A 13742-nucleotide genomic window follows, 5' to 3' on the forward strand; every position below is an offset into this window, starting at 1 on the left:
GATGACAACTTCTGCGCTGTACTTCGGTCGAGATGACGAGACCGACGCTGACTTTCCTGTCGGCAGAAGGACCAGGAAAAAGGCCCCGGTGTTTCCACCGGGGCCTTCTGCTTTTCAGACGTGACGCCGCGTCCTAGCGACGGCTGCGACCGCGGTCGCGATCACCGCCGCCTTCACGCTTGGGACGGCCGCCGGTGTCGTCGGACAGCGGGGGCTCGCCGCGTTCGGCGCGTTCGGCGTTGATCTTGTCGGTGATGTCCTCGCCGGTGGTCTGGTCGACGACCTTCATCGACAGCTTGGTTTTGCCGCGATCGTCCATGCCGAGGAACTTCACCTTCACTTCCTGGCCTTCGCTCAGGACGTCGGCCGGGTTGGCGACGCGTTCCAGGGAGATCTGGGACACATGGACCAGGCCGTCCTTGGCACCGAAGAAGTTCACGAAGGCACCGAAGTCGACGACCTTCACGACCTTGCCGGAGTAGATGGTGCCGGGCTCGGGCTCGGACACGATCGACGAGATCCAGTTCTTGGCGGCGTCGATCTTCTCCTGCTCCGAGGCCGCGATCTTCACCGTGCCGTCGTCCTCGATGTTGATCTTGGCGCCGGTCTTTTCGACGATCTCGCGGATGATCTTGCCGCCGGTGCCGATGATGTCGCGGATCTTGTCGGTCGGAACCTTGATCGACTCGATCTTGGGCGCGTATTCGCCCAGCTCGGTGCGGGCGCCGTCGATGGCCTTGTCCATCTCGTCGAGGATGTGCATGCGGCCGGCCGAAGCCTGGGCGATCGCCTTGCGCATGATCTCTTCGGTGATGCCTGCGACCTTGATGTCCATCTGCAGCGAGGTGATGCCTTCGCGCGTACCGGCCACCTTGAAGTCCATGTCGCCGAGGTGATCTTCGTCACCCAGGATGTCGGACAGGATGGCGAACTCGCCCGAGGGCTCGAGGATCAGGCCCATGGCGATGCCCGAGACCGGGCGAACCAGCGGCACACCGGCATCCATCAGCGCCAGCGACGACCCACAGACCGTGGCCATCGAGGAGGAGCCGTTGGACTCGGTGATCTCCGACACCAGGCGGATGGTGTAAGGGAAGTCTTCCGACGACGGCAGCATGGGACGGATCGCCCGCCAGGCCAGCTTGCCGTGACCGATTTCCCGACGGCCTGCGCCGCCCATCCGGCCGGTCTCGCCGACCGAGTAGGGAGGGAAGTTGTAGTGGAGGAGGAATTTCTCCTTGTAGGTCCCGCTCAGGGCGTCGACGTACTGCTCGTCCTCGCCGGTGCCGAGGGTGGCGACCACGATGGCCTGGGTCTCACCGCGGGTGAACAGGGCCGAACCGTGGGTGCGCGGGAAGACGCCGACTTCCGAGACGATGGCGCGGACCTTGTCGAGGGCGCGGCCGTCGACGCGGTGGCCGTTGTCGATGATGTCGCGACGCAGGACGTGGGCTTCACATTCCTTGAAGGCCGCGCCGAATTTGGCGGCATCGACGCCGTCCGGGTTTTCGTCGGTCTTCACCAGCTGGGCGGCGGCGGCCTTCTTGGCGGCATCGACGCCCGAGCGGCGCTCGTATTTGCCGGCGTGGGTGTAGGCGGCCTTGATGTCCTCGCCGACCAGCTTCTGGATGGCGGTGACGACCTCGGAGTGGTCCTCGGCGGTGAAGTCGAAGGGCTCCTTGGCGGCGTGTTCGGCCATTTCGATGATGGCCTCGATCACCGGCTGCATGCCGCGATGCGCGAACATCAGGGCGTTCAGCATGATCTCTTCCGACAGCTCCTTGGCCTCGGATTCGACCATCATCAGGGCGTCGAGCGTGCCGGCGACGACGAGGTCGAGCTGGCTGTCGTTCATCTGGTCGAGGGTCGGGTTGAGGACGTATTCACCGTCGATATAGCCGACGCGCGCGGCGCCGATCGGGCCCATGAAGGGCACGCCCGACAGGGTCAGGGCGGCGGAGGCGGCGACCAGGCCGACGATGTCCGGGTCGTTTTCCATGTCGTGCTGCAGCACGGTGACGACGACCTGGGTCTCGTTCTTGAAGCCCTTGACGAACAGGGGGCGGATCGGACGGTCGATCAGGCGGGAGACGAGGGTCTCCTTCTCGGTCGGACGGCCTTCACGCTTGAAATAGCCACCCGGGATCTTGCCGGCGGCGAAGGTCTTTTCCTGGTAGTTGACGGTCAGCGGGAAGAAATCCAGGCCCGGCTTGGGCGCGCGACCGTAGACGACGGTGGCGAGGACGACGGTCTCGCCGTAGGTGGCCAGAACGGCGCCGTCAGCCTGACGGGCGATACGGCCCGTTTCGAGGGTCAGCGGGCGTCCGGCCCAGTCAATCGTCTTGCGTTTGATATCGAACATGTTTCGTCTTTCGTATCCCGCGGGCGAATTCCACGCGGGGTCCCATCAGTGGGTGGAGCGTCGGGCGTTCAGTCCTTCGGTCCATGGGTCCCCGCGCCATCGCGGAAAACCCGGGAGAAGAGGACCGGTCTGGCCCTCGCGTCAGTATCCTCGGGAACCCGATTCACGGCCTCGGCGCGAACGCATCGACCGACCGGGTTCCTGCACCAGTTCGTCCGGCGGTGCGCCGGTCTCTGGATGCGGAAAGAGGCGCGGACATGGCCCGCGCCCCGAAACTCATCCGCTTTCTGTGCCTAGCGGCGCAGGTTCAGCTTGCCGATCAGGGCGGTGTAGCGCTCACGATCAACCTTGCTGAGGTGGTCAAGAAGGCGACGACGCTGCGAGACCATCTTGAGCAGGCCGCGGCGCGAGTGGTTGTCCTTCTTGTGGGTCTTGAAGTGGTCGGTGAGGTTGGCGATGCGTTCCGAAAGGATCGCGACCTGGACCTCGGCCGAGCCGGTGTCGCCGGCGGAGCGGGCGTTTTCGGCGATGACTTCGTTCTTACGCTCGGGCGTAATCGACATCGGGTGTCCTTTCCTTGCCCTACCGCGCTAAGCGCTACTTGAGGGCAGTTAGAGGTTAAATACGCGGTCGGGTTCTAGTCGACCGGCCCGCAACTGACCGAGAGCGACGAGGGTCTGACCCTGAAAGGCTGAAACGGTTCTGGAGCCGTCCCGAAGGCGGCCTTTGAGCGTTTCGACCTGTCGGGGGAGCAGAACGATCGGTCGTCCCTGACGAAGCGAGAAGGCGTCCTGATCCGTCACGGCCAGCTCCGGGATGTCGTCCAGGGCGGTCGCGACGGGAAGCAAGCCTTCCGAGGCGGCGTCCCTATGCACCAGATCGGTCAGGAAATCCAGCGATACGGCGTTTTCCGTCGAGAACGGTCCGACCCGCTCGCGGCGCAGGGCGGAAACATGCCCCTCGGCCCCGAGAACCGCGGCCAGATCGCGCGCGAGAGACCGGACATAGACGCCCTTGCCGGTGCGGATCGTGAGCTCGATGTGGTCGGCGTCGGGTGCATTGCTGACGGCGGCCTCGTGGATCATCACCCGGCGGCTGGCCAGTTCGAAATCGGTGCCCTCGCGCGCCAGGTCATAGGCGCGCTGGCCGTCGACCTTGATGGCGCTGAACTGCGGCGGGATCTGATCGATCTCACCGGTGAAGGCCGGAAGCGCCGCGCGCACCGCCCCGACATCCGGCCGCACATCCGAGCGGCCGGTGATCTCGCCCTCGCGGTCGAGGCTGTCGGTCGAAATCCCCCAGTTGATGGTGAAGCGATAGACCTTCTGCGCCTCCATCATGAAGGGGACGGTCTTGGTCGCCTCGCCCAGGGCGATCGGCAGGATGCCGGAGGCCAGCGGGTCGAGGGTGCCGGCATGGCCGGCCTTCTGGGCGTCGAACAGGCGGCGGACCTTCGAGACGGCCTCGGTCGAACCCATGCCGAACGGCTTGTCGAGACAGACCCAGCCGTTGACGATCTCGCCCTTCTTGCGGCGGCCCATCAGGCCTGACCGCCCTCGTCCCTCTCATCGTCCTCAAACGGCGAGACATAGACGTCGGCGCGGACGCGGGGGTCGTCGAGCAGGCGGTTGAGGCGTTCGGCGGCGGCGAAGCTCTCGTCATGGCGGAAGCGCAGGTCGGGGGTGAATCGCATGGCGATATGCCGGCCCAGCGCACCGCGCAGGAATTTGGCGTGGACGTTCAGGGCCTTGATGATCTCTTCGATATGACCGGCGACGGGGGCGGTCTCGACGCCGGCACCGAGCGGTTCCACGAAACAGGTGGCGTGTTTCAGATCGGGCGACAGCCGCACCTCGGTGACGGTGACCGAGACCCCGATCAGGGCCGGGTCGCGGATCTCGTTCTCGCGCATGACCTCGACGAGGGCGTGGCGGATCATTTCGGAGGCGCGCAGCTGGCGCTGGCTGACCGTGCCGGCCTTGGCGGCGGGCTTTCTGGGTTTGCGGTTGCTCATGGCTTTGTCCTCGTCGCCTGTCGGGGATCGGACCCGGCTCTCAAAAGCGAAGGGGCGGGGTCTAGTCCCGCACGGTCCCTGTGTCCAATTGCGCCCGCTCGACTGCGGCCATGACCTCGGACGAGGTCACGGACCGGAGTGGCCGGACCGGCAGACCCGCGGCGTTCAGCACGCCGGCGCTCCAGTGGTTGCAGAGGCGGCCGATCCAGAAATGCTCGTGGCTGGCGAAGAAGCGGGCGTCGTCGCCGGCGCGGGCCGCGGCGATATGGGCCTGGCCCTGGTCGAGGTCCAGTGAGGCCTCGATATGGGCCACCATGGCCTCAAAGCCGGCGGTGGACAGATGCAGGGTGCGACGCCGGTCGGCGGCGACCAGATCGCGGGGATTGTCCTGGGCCGGGTCGAGCATGATCACCGAGGCATTGCCGGGCCGGAAGAAGGCGCGGGCACCGTCGGCCAGGCGGTCACCGATCGGGCTCTGGTCCACATAGAACCGGGCGTCTCCCCAGCCGATCAGGATCCATTCTCCCGGCGGCAGGCTGCGTACCGCCCCGGCCAGCGGTCCGGAACCGGCCTCCAGATGCGCGCGCGGGACCGCGAGATCGGTGTGGAAGCCGTTGTCCAGCACGAGCACCTCGATCCCGTTGGGGTCGGCAGCGGGGGGCCAAAGGTCGGGCTTGCCCGGCGTGGTCCAGGTCCAGAGGCCGGCGATGGCACCGAGCGTGACGGCGAGGATCATCGGCGCGAGCCCGGTTCCCTTCTGCCGGCGCCTCATCGGGCCGCCCGCCGTCGGGTGCCGCGCGGCGTTGAAACCGGGGCGTCCGGTCCCGTCCGTCCGGGGGCGGGGCTGGGTCTGGCGCGAACGGTGCATCAGGGCGTCGGGGTGGCGGCGTCCTCGCCGGGGCCGCTTTCGGGCGGCAGGGCCCATTCGCCACGCCAGTTGTAGGACAGCCTGACACAGGGCCGGTAGCCGCCGTCCGGCCAGCGACCGACCGCATGGATGCTCATGGGACGGCCCATCCGGACCCGGCCCAGCACCATCCAGGCCTCATCTGCGCCCGGACAGAGGGCCCGGCTCAGGCCCCGGCCGCCGCCTTCCGGCGTGATCGTATAGACCGCATATTCCGGCGACCCGGCCGGCAGGGCCTGTCGCACGGCATCAGGACCGCCGCGCCGGATATCGGCCGAACCGCGATTGGAGGTGGAGATGATGCGTCGCACGCTGATCGCACCGAACAGGCCGCGTTCGGCTTCCAGGGTGATGCCGCGCGTCAGGGCCTGGGTGACCCGGTCCGAGGCGTCATAGGCCAGATAGCGCGTCTCTGCCGCGGCCGGTCCGGCGACGGTGGAGAAGGCCAGCAGCAGGATCAGAAAGGGGCGCATGGCGAACTCATCCACAAAGGATGGGGCAGAATGGCGGCATTCGCCCTCCCCACTTCGGGGGAGGGAGAACCTAGTCCAGCGTGCGCTTGATCTCTTCGACGGTGAAGCACTCGATGTAGTCGCCGGCCTTGATGTCCTGGAAGCCCTGGAAATGCATGCCGCACTCCTGGCCCGACGGGACCTCGTTGACCTCGTCCTTGAAGCGCTTGAGCGTGGTGAGCGTGCCCAGTTCCAGAACCACGACGTCGTCGCGGATGATCCGGACCTTGGCCCCCTTGCGGACCACGCCTTCGGACACCCGACAACCGGCGATCTTGCCGGTCTTGGAGATGTCGAACACCTGCAGCACCGCGGCGTTGCCGAGGAAGGTTTCGCGTTGCAGCGGGGCCAGCATGCCCGAGAGCACGCCCTTCATGTCGTCGAGCAGATCGTAGATGATCGAATAGTAGCGGATCTCCACGCCCTCGCGGTCGGCCAGGTCGCGGGCCTGTTTCGAGGCGCGGACGTTGAAGCCGAGGATCGGTGCACCGGCCGACTTGGCCAGCTGGACGTCGCTCTCGGTGATACCGCCGGCACCCGAATAGACGGTGCGCGCGCGGACCTCCTCGTTGCCCATCTTCTCGAGCGAGCCGACGATGGCCTCGGCCGAGCCCTGGACGTCGGCCTTGATGAGGACCGGCAGCTCCGAGACCTTCTTGGAATGCAGCTTGGACATCATGTCGACCAGCGAGACCTGGTTGATGCCGCCCGTGGCCTTCTCGCGCTTCACGCGGTCGCGATATTCGGTCAGCTCGCGGGCGCGGGCTTCGGATTCCACGACGGCGAGGGGTTCGCCGGGGCTGGGGGCCTCGTTCAGGCCGAGGATCTCGACCGGAACCGACGGACCGGCTTCGGTCAGCTGTTCGTTACGCTCGTTCAGCAGGGCGCGAACCTTGCCCCAGGCCGAACCGGCCACAACGATGTCACCGCGGCGCAGGGTGCCGCGCTTGACCAGCACGGTGGCGACGGGGCCGCGGCCCTTGTCCAGCTTGGCCTCGATGACCACGCCTTCCGAGGAGCGTTCCGGATCGGCCTTGAGGTCCATCATCTCGGCCTGCACCAGGATGGCGTCGATCAGGCCGTCCAGGTTGGTGCGGTTCTTGGCCGAGACCTCGATGATCTGGGTGTCGCCGCCCAGGCTCTCGGCGATGACTTCATACTGCAGCAGTTCGTTGACGACCTTGAGCGGATTGGCGTCCGGCTTGTCGATCTTGTTGACCGCCACGATGATCGGGGCATTGGCCGCCTTGGCGTGCTGGATGGCCTCGATGGTCTGGGGCATGACGCCGTCGTCGGCTGCCACGACCAGCACCACGATGTCGGTCACATTGGCACCGCGCGCCCGCATCGCCGAGAAGGCGGCGTGGCCGGGGGTGTCGAGGAAGGTGACGCGATCGTCGCTGGGCAGGCGAACCTGATAGGCGCCGATGTGCTGGGTGATGCCGCCGGCTTCGCCCGAGGCGACGTCGGTGGTGCGCAGGGCGTCCAGCAGGGAGGTCTTGCCGTGGTCGACGTGGCCCATGATGGCCACGACCGGCGCACGCGGCGTGGTCGCCTCGTCGTCGATCGCATCTGACAGGAAGCCGGCCTCGACGTCCGACTCCGAAACGCGCTTCACGGCCATGCCGAACTCGTCGGCGACCAGTTCGGCCGTGTCGGTGTCGATGACGTCGTTGATCTTCATCATCAGGCCCTGCTTCATCAGGAATTTGATGATGTCGACGCCGCGCACGGCCATCCGGTTGGACAGCTCCTGCACGGTGATGACGTCAGGGATGACGACTTCGCGCGGACGGTTCGGGGCGTCGGTGGAGCCACCCTTGCGCTTTTCTTTTTCGCGTTCGCGGGCGCGGCGGACCGAGGCCAGCGAGCGCATCCGCTCGGCCGTGTCACCGTCGCCGGCGACGGACTGGATGGTCAGGCGGCCTTCGCGGCGCTTGGGCTCGCCGCGGGTGCGGCTGACGGCCTTTCCGGCGTCCGAGAAACGCTTGTCGCGATCATCCTCGGGCTTGACCGGCCGGGCGAAGCCGCCGCCGGGCGCGCGGCTGGGACGGGCGACCTCGGCCTGGGCCGGGGGGGCGTTCGGGGTCGGGCGGCCGCCCGGTCCCGTGCGCGGGCCGGGACGCGCCGCCCCCGGTGCCGGGCGCGGGGTCAGGGCCGAATAGCGGACCGGCTCGGCCGGACGGCTGGTCGGCCGGGCCGGAGCGGCGGGACGGTCAGAATAGGCCCGTTCGCCGCCACCCATGGCTTCCTCACGGGCGGAGCGACCGCCGAAAGCCGGTCCGGCGGGTGCGCGGGACGCACCGGGCGCCTTGGGCACACGCTGGCCGAAATTGACCACGGGACGCGCCGGCGGGGCCGGACGGACGGGGGCGGCCGGCGCAGGGGCCGGGGGTGGAGCGGCAGACTCCACCGGAGCCGGGGTCGGCGCGACCGGAGCGGCCGGTGCCGCGGTCGGCGCGGCGGCGGGCGCGCGCCGGACCGGAGCGGGCGCGGCGGCGGCCAGTTTGGCGGCTTCGGCACGGGCGGCCTCGGCGGCGGCGCGGGCGGCAGCGGCTTCTGCCTGGGCAGCACTGGCGGCCTGGGCGGTGGCGGCGGCCTGCTCATGCGCGGCCTGGTCGCGGCGCGCCTGCTCGGCGGCGGCGGTCTGGGCGCGCTGGGCCTGGGCCTGGGTGGCCAGTTCAATGGCGCGGCGACGGGCCTCCTGTTCCTCGTTCGACAGGCGGCCGCCGGCGGGACCCGCCGGGGCGGCCGGACGCGCGGCCTGGGGCGCAGGCGCGTCCGTGCGGGGACGGGCGGCGACGTCGAAGCCCTGCGGGCGTTGATGCCCGGGCACGGCACCGGCACGGCGCTTGGTCTCGACCACCACGGTCTTGGTGCGGCCGTGGCTGAAGCTCTGGCGCACAGTGCCGGTCGAAACCGATCCTGCCTGCCGGGGCTTCAGGCTCAGCGGTGCCCGCGGACCCGTCGTGGACGGCGTTCCGGTGGGCGCCTGCGGTGCGCCGTCGTTGGTCTTGTCGTTCTCGTCAGTCATCCGGTCGCTTTACTGGGGACGGCGGGTGATCCGCCGTCGTCTCGTTCAAACACAAAAAGCCGCGCGTCGCCCGGCCCCCATCAGGGAGCAGAACCCCGCCCGTCCAAAACCTTGTTCGGGGCCTCAGCCGGCTCACCACCCCATTCCGGGGGCAGAAGCGGTCGAAATCCCGCCAGTCGTTCGACCTCTATGGTCCAGCGATCGGCCCGCCCGCCCTCAAGCAGGACGGCGTGTATCGCATTTTCCAGCCCAAGGGCCAAACCCAAATCGTCCGCCGTGAAGACGCCGCAGACTTTCGGGGCGGGCGTCATGTGTTTCGCCAGCGAAAGCAGCTTGCCGCGACCGTCCGCGGACCCGTCCGCCGCCTCTATGATCCATGCGGCCTTGCCCGACCGGATCGTGGCCAGGGATTTCTCGAAGCCGGAGATGAGCACCCCCTCGCGCCGGGCAAGCCCCAGCTGGTCCAGACAGCGGCGGAACAGCAGGCTTTCGACCATGTCCGCCAGGTCGGCGGCGGGCTTCATCGGGGCCTTTGCCGCGCGCGAGAACAGGTTCTTCTTCACCGCCGTCTCGATGGAGGCGCGGTCTGCCGCGACCCAGAGGCCGCGGCCCGGCAGCTTGCGCGCCAGATCGGGGGCGACCGAACCGTCCGGAGCGGCGACAAAGCGGATCAGGCGAGATTCATCCATGACCTCGTGGGTGACGAGGTCGCGTCTCTCTCTATCTAACGTCGCTTCGCGCAGACTCATGGAGGGTCCGGTTTCCCATCACGCGTTTTCGGGCTGGTCGGGATCCCCGGCGGCTTCGGCTTCCTCGCCTTCCGGCGCGGCGGCGAAGACGGCGTCGGCGTCGTATTCGCCCTCGGCCAGCTCTTCCTCGTATTCCGGCTCCGGCGGCTGCGGCAGCTCCGAGGCATCGATCCAGCCGGCCACGACGCGGGCCTGGAGGATCAGCATCTCGGCCTCTTCCTGGGCCAGGTTGAAGCTTTCCAGAACGCCCGGGACCTTGGTCCGTTCGCCGTTCTTCACCTCATAGCCGCCACGGATTTCGTCGGTGGCCAGATCGGCCAGGTCCTCGACGGTCTTTACCCCGCCCTCGCCCAGGGCGACGGCGATGGCACCGGTGACGCCGGGAACGGCCATCACCTCGTCCAGCACGCCCAGCTCGACGCGTCTGGCATCGAGGATGGCGGCCTGACGGTCGAGGAAGTCGCGGGCGCGGGCCTGCAGTTCCTCGGCGGTGTCCTCGTCGAAGCCCTCGATGTCGGAAATTTCGTAGGATTCCACGAAGGCCAGGTCTTCCACCGTGGCGAAGCCTTCGGTGACCAGCAGCTGGGCGATGACCTCGTCCACATCCAGGGCTTCCTGGAACAGGGCGGTGCGCTCGCTGAACTCGCGCTGGCGGCGCTCGGAGTCCTGGCTCTCGGTGATGATGTCGATCTGCCAGCCGGTCAGCTGGCTGGCCAGGCGGACGTTCTGGCCGCGGCGGCCGATGGCCAGCGACAGCTGTTCGTCGGGCACGACCACCTCGACGCGGTCGGCCTCTTCGTCGAGCACGACCTTGGAGACCTCGGCCGGGGCCAGGGCGTTGACGATGAAGGTGGGCTCGTCCGGGTTCCACTGGATGATGTCGATCTTCTCGCCCTGCAGTTCGGCGACGACCGCCTGGACCCGCGAGCCGCGCATGCCGACGCAGGCACCGACCGGATCGATGGAGGAGTCGTTCGACAGCACGGCCATCTTGGCGCGCGAGCCGGCATCGCGGGCGGCGGCGCGGATCTCGATCACGCCGTCGTAGACTTCCGGAACTTCCTGGGCGAACAGCTTGGCCATGAAGCCGGGGTGTGAACGCGACAGCATGACCTGCGGGCCCTTGGCCTCGGCGCGGACGTCATAGATGTAGGTGCGGATCCGGTCGCCGATGTTGAACACTTCGCGCGGGATGGAGTCGTTGCGGCGCATGATGCCCTCGCCCCGGCCCAGGTCGACGACGGTGTTGCCGTATTCGACGCGCTTGACGGTGCCGTTGACGATCTCGCCGACGCGGTCCTTGAACTCTTCGTACTGGTTGGCGCGCTCGGCGTCGCGGACCTTGCCGGTCACGACCTGGCGGGCCATCTGGGTCTGCACCCGGCCGAATTCGAACGGCGGCAGGTTCTCGATATACTCCTTGCCGACAAAGGCTTCCGGATCGCGTTTGGAGGCGTCGGTCAGGCGGACCATGGCGGAGTCGTTGAACTCTTCCAGCTCGTCTTCCGGCTGCCAGTCATCGGCCACGATGGTGACGTGACGCGTCAGGGACATTTCGCCCGACTTGATGTCGATCTTGGCGCGGATGTCGTGATGGGCACCGTAGCGCGACTTGGCACCCTTCTGGATCGCTTCCTCGATCGCCTCGACGACGATCTCCTTGTCGATGTTCTTTTCGCGCGCGACCGCATCGGCGATCGTCAGCAGTTCGAGTCGGTTCGCGGAAACGCCGGCTACAGCCATGGTCTAGTCCTCGGTCTCTTCAGAGTTGTCGTTACGGGCGGCGCGCTTTTCGGCACCCGCCTTCATCAGTTCGTCGGTCAGCACCAGTTTGGCGTCGACCAGCCAGGCGAAGGGAATGAGGGCGGTGTCCTCCTCCCCCTCCAGATCCATGGCGACATGGTCGCCGTCGGTCCCGGCGATCATGCCCTTGAACCGCTTGCGGCCCTCGATCATGCGATCACTTTCCAGCCGCGCCTCAAAGCCCTCGAACAGGTCGAAATCCGTCAGGCGGGTCAGGGGGCGATCGACGCCGGGCGAGGACACTTCCAGCAGATATTCGCCGGCGATCGGGTCGGCGGCGTCGAACACCTCCGACACGGCGCGGCTCAGGCGGGCGCATTCCTCGACGGCGATGTCGTGATCGCCGGGCCGTTCGGCCATGATCTGCAGCCGCCGGCGCAGGGTGCCGCCCATCAGGCGCACGCGCACGATGTCGAGACCCAGGCTCTCGGCCACGGGTTCGATCAGCTCCAGCAGCTGGCGGTCTTCGGCGGTCTTGGCCTTCAAGGTCATTCTCTTGCCGGCCACCACGCAGGCGCCGGAGGATAGTCCAATAAAAAAGCGGCGGGCCCGACGGCCGCCGCTCAAACGGCGCCGTTAGGACGCCGGTCTAACGATGTGAGGGGGCGTATAGCTCCCCGAACAGCCTTTGTCAGCCCCTCTTGGCGAGGGCCGCGTAGATCAGTCCGGCGGCGGCGCCCGAGACAAGGATACTGGCCACTATCCCCCAGGCGTCCCTGCTGCCGTTCGACCACAGGTCGGGCATGGCCCAGGGTGCGAAGAACATTGCCGCGCCCGCCGACAGTCTGGCGACACCGAGTCCCGCCAGCAGATAGAGACCAGCCGCCACAAGGCCGCCGATCAGGTAGATGATCACACCGGGCGGTCTGCGCCACGGGATCCGCTGGATGATCGCCAGCACGAGTCCCCCGAACACAAGGCTTGGAATCGCGCCCCAGACTGTCGCCAGGAGGATCAGGAATATCATGCCGAAGAGCGCGGAGCCCTGCCCGCTCAAGCCTCCGGAGGAAGACAGGGCGAGTATCAGCGAGCCTGCGGCGAAGGTGATCGTCGCCAGCCCCGGTGCTGAGAGCGCGGCGGCCAGGAAGCCTATGCGGTTGGCAGGTGGTCGCGAACCCGGCGCCATTACGACGACTCCTCAGTCCTGGATGAGCTCAATCTGCCCGAGGAAGTCCCGCTTGCCCAGCGGCGCGCCCAGATGGCGCAGGATGGCGTAGGCCATGGACAGGTGGAAATAGAAATTCGGCAGGGCGAAGCTGGTCAGATAGCCCTGGCCCTCGAAATTCAGCTCGATTCCGGGGAACCGCAGCTCGATCCGACGGGTCTCGCCGCCCGCGAAGGCCGTGGCCTCGACGCCCTCGATGAAGGCGATCGACAGGGCGACGGTGGCCTTGAGTTCGGACAGGCTGGCTTCGGCGTCGTCGGTCTTCGGCCAATCCTGACCGGTCAGGCGGGCGATGCCGCTACGGGCCGAGAAGGCCGCCATGCGGACCTGATCGGGGAAGGGCCGCATGTCCGGCGCCAGCCGCGCCTCCATCAGCACCGCCTCGTCCAGTCCGGACTCCGCCGCCCGGTCGATCAGTCCGGACAGGACGTTCAGGCCGCGAAGGAACATGGAGGTCGAAAGGGTGTCGAGGGCGAGGCTCATCGGTCGGTCCTTGGGGTTCAGGTGCGGAGGAAGTCGAGAAAGATCGGCGCCGTGTCGCCCAGCTTCTTCTCTTCATAGCGGGTGACCACATGGTCGGCCGGGGCGAGGCGCCAGTCGTCGGCGGCCTCGGCCTGCCAGACCAGGCCGGGCGTGCGCTCGAACGTCTCCAGCGCCCAGTCGGCATAGTCCTTCCAGTCAGTGACGAAGCGCAAGGCGCCGCCGGGCTTCAACAGCCGGGCGATCTCCGCCGCCGTTCCGACCTGCACCAGCCGGCGTTTGTTGTGGCGTGCCTTGTGCCAGGGATCGGGGAACAGGATCATGACCCGGTCCAGCGAGGCGTCCGGCAGGGCGGTCATCACATCGCGGGCGTCGTCGGCATGCAGCCGCACATTCTTCAGCCCGCCCTCCTCGATATGGCGCAGGGCCGAGGCGACGCCGTTCAGGAAGGGCTCGCAGCCGATCATCAGGGTGTCGGGGTGGCGCGCCGCCTGGGCCGCCAGATGTTCGCCGCCGCCGAAGCCGATCTCCAGCCAGACCGCCTGCGCTTCGGGCATCAGGGCGAGCGGATCGATCGGCCCGGCTTTCGGATCGGGCAGGGCGATGCCGGGCAACAGGGTGTCGAACAGGGCCGCCTGCCGCGGCTTGATCGCGCGCGACTTGATGCGGCCGAACGAGCGGAGGGGAGGGTGGGCGGGTTGGTCGGAAGGGGCCAT

Annotated in this window: 13 protein-coding genes; all 13 read right to left on the reverse strand. The window is 67.8% G+C overall.

The window, feature by feature from the left end; translation table 11 throughout:
* Positions 1-133: 133 nt before the first annotated feature.
* The 13 genes from pnp to trmB all read right to left on the reverse strand — a co-directional run bounded on the left by pnp (position 134) and on the right by trmB (position 13742).
* Positions 134-2362, reverse strand: a complete 2229-nt coding sequence (pnp, locus tag Q0053_RS04545) for a polyribonucleotide nucleotidyltransferase (protein ID WP_298096634.1) — start codon at positions 2360-2362, stop codon at positions 134-136.
* Between the two features lie 293 nt (positions 2363-2655).
* Positions 2656-2925, reverse strand: a complete 270-nt coding sequence (gene rpsO, locus Q0053_RS04550; RefSeq protein ID WP_292097849.1) for a 30S ribosomal protein S15 — start codon at positions 2923-2925, stop codon at positions 2656-2658.
* A 48-nt stretch (positions 2926-2973) separates the two neighbouring features.
* Positions 2974-3903 carry a tRNA pseudouridine(55) synthase TruB gene (gene truB / locus Q0053_RS04555; RefSeq protein ID WP_298096637.1) on the reverse strand — a complete coding sequence of 310 codons (930 nt, stop codon included), beginning with the start codon at positions 3901-3903 and terminating at the stop codon, positions 2974-2976.
* Positions 3903-4376 carry a 30S ribosome-binding factor RbfA gene (rbfA, locus tag Q0053_RS04560; RefSeq protein WP_298096639.1) on the reverse strand — a complete coding sequence of 158 codons (474 nt, stop codon included), beginning with the start codon at positions 4374-4376 and terminating at the stop codon, positions 3903-3905. The genes truB and rbfA overlap by 1 nt, the downstream gene beginning before the upstream one ends.
* A 61-nt stretch (positions 4377-4437) precedes the next feature.
* A complete protein-coding gene (locus Q0053_RS04565) occupies positions 4438-5112 on the reverse strand; it encodes a DUF2459 domain-containing protein (RefSeq protein ID WP_298096642.1) in 675 nt (224 codons plus the stop codon).
* 131 nt (positions 5113-5243) lie between these two features.
* Positions 5244-5756, reverse strand: coding sequence for a hypothetical protein (locus Q0053_RS04570; protein WP_298096645.1), 513 nt, complete (start codon positions 5754-5756; stop codon positions 5244-5246).
* Between the two features lie 70 nt (positions 5757-5826).
* On the reverse strand, positions 5827-8829 hold the full coding sequence (gene infB / locus Q0053_RS04575) for a translation initiation factor IF-2 (protein WP_298096648.1): 3003 nt from the start codon (positions 8827-8829) through the stop codon (positions 5827-5829).
* 80 nt (positions 8830-8909) lie between these two features.
* The gene (locus Q0053_RS04580; protein WP_298096650.1) at positions 8910-9578 is read right to left on the reverse strand and encodes an RNA-binding protein; all 669 of its coding nucleotides are present in this window, start codon (positions 9576-9578) and stop codon (positions 8910-8912) included.
* A gap of 18 nt (positions 9579-9596) precedes the next feature.
* Positions 9597-11321, reverse strand: a complete 1725-nt coding sequence (gene nusA / locus Q0053_RS04585; RefSeq protein WP_298096653.1) for a transcription termination factor NusA — start codon at positions 11319-11321, stop codon at positions 9597-9599.
* A 3-nt stretch (positions 11322-11324) separates the two neighbouring features.
* Positions 11325-11867: a ribosome maturation factor RimP gene (gene rimP / locus Q0053_RS04590; RefSeq protein WP_298096655.1), complete on the reverse strand. Its 543-nt coding sequence runs from the start codon at positions 11865-11867 to the stop codon at positions 11325-11327.
* A 145-nt stretch (positions 11868-12012) separates the two neighbouring features.
* Positions 12013-12507 carry a hypothetical protein gene (locus Q0053_RS04595; protein ID WP_298096658.1) on the reverse strand — a complete coding sequence of 165 codons (495 nt, stop codon included), beginning with the start codon at positions 12505-12507 and terminating at the stop codon, positions 12013-12015.
* Positions 12508-12519: 12 nt separating this feature from the next.
* The gene (locus tag Q0053_RS04600; protein WP_298096661.1) at positions 12520-13029 is read right to left on the reverse strand and encodes a DUF1993 family protein; all 510 of its coding nucleotides are present in this window, start codon (positions 13027-13029) and stop codon (positions 12520-12522) included.
* Positions 13030-13046: 17 nt separating this feature from the next.
* Positions 13047-13742, reverse strand: a complete 696-nt coding sequence (gene trmB / locus Q0053_RS04605; RefSeq protein WP_298096663.1) for a tRNA (guanosine(46)-N7)-methyltransferase TrmB — start codon at positions 13740-13742, stop codon at positions 13047-13049.

The organism is Brevundimonas sp. (assembly GCF_027487935.1).
Taxonomy (GTDB): Bacteria; Pseudomonadota; Alphaproteobacteria; order Caulobacterales; family Caulobacteraceae; genus Brevundimonas.

Bases quoted from the DNA above. Each gene is read 5' to 3' on its own strand.
- rpsO (WP_292097849.1), bottom strand. From the start codon at position 2,925: ATGTCGATTACGCCCGAGCGTAAGAACGAAGTCATCGCCGAAAACGCC.
- Q0053_RS04570 (WP_298096645.1), bottom strand. From the start codon at position 5,756: ATGCGCCCCTTTCTGATCCTGCTGCTGGCCTTCTCCACCGTCGCCGGA.
- pnp (WP_298096634.1), bottom strand. From the start codon at position 2,362: ATGTTCGATATCAAACGCAAGACGATTGACTGGGCCGGACGCCCGCTG.
- Q0053_RS04600 (WP_298096661.1), bottom strand. From the start codon at position 13,029: ATGAGCCTCGCCCTCGACACCCTTTCGACCTCCATGTTCCTTCGCGGC.
- Q0053_RS04595 (WP_298096658.1), bottom strand. From the start codon at position 12,507: ATGGCGCCGGGTTCGCGACCACCTGCCAACCGCATAGGCTTCCTGGCC.
- rbfA (WP_298096639.1), bottom strand. From the start codon at position 4,376: ATGAGCAACCGCAAACCCAGAAAGCCCGCCGCCAAGGCCGGCACGGTC.
- Q0053_RS04580 (WP_298096650.1), bottom strand. From the start codon at position 9,578: ATGAGTCTGCGCGAAGCGACGTTAGATAGAGAGAGACGCGACCTCGTC.
- truB (WP_298096637.1), bottom strand. From the start codon at position 3,903: ATGGGCCGCCGCAAGAAGGGCGAGATCGTCAACGGCTGGGTCTGTCTC.
- infB (WP_298096648.1), bottom strand. From the start codon at position 8,829: ATGACTGACGAGAACGACAAGACCAACGACGGCGCACCGCAGGCGCCC.
- Q0053_RS04565 (WP_298096642.1), bottom strand. From the start codon at position 5,112: ATGATCCTCGCCGTCACGCTCGGTGCCATCGCCGGCCTCTGGACCTGG.
- nusA (WP_298096653.1), bottom strand. From the start codon at position 11,321: ATGGCTGTAGCCGGCGTTTCCGCGAACCGACTCGAACTGCTGACGATC.
- trmB (WP_298096663.1), bottom strand. From the start codon at position 13,742: ATGGCCCCTTCCGACCAACCCGCCCACCCTCCCCTCCGCTCGTTCGGC.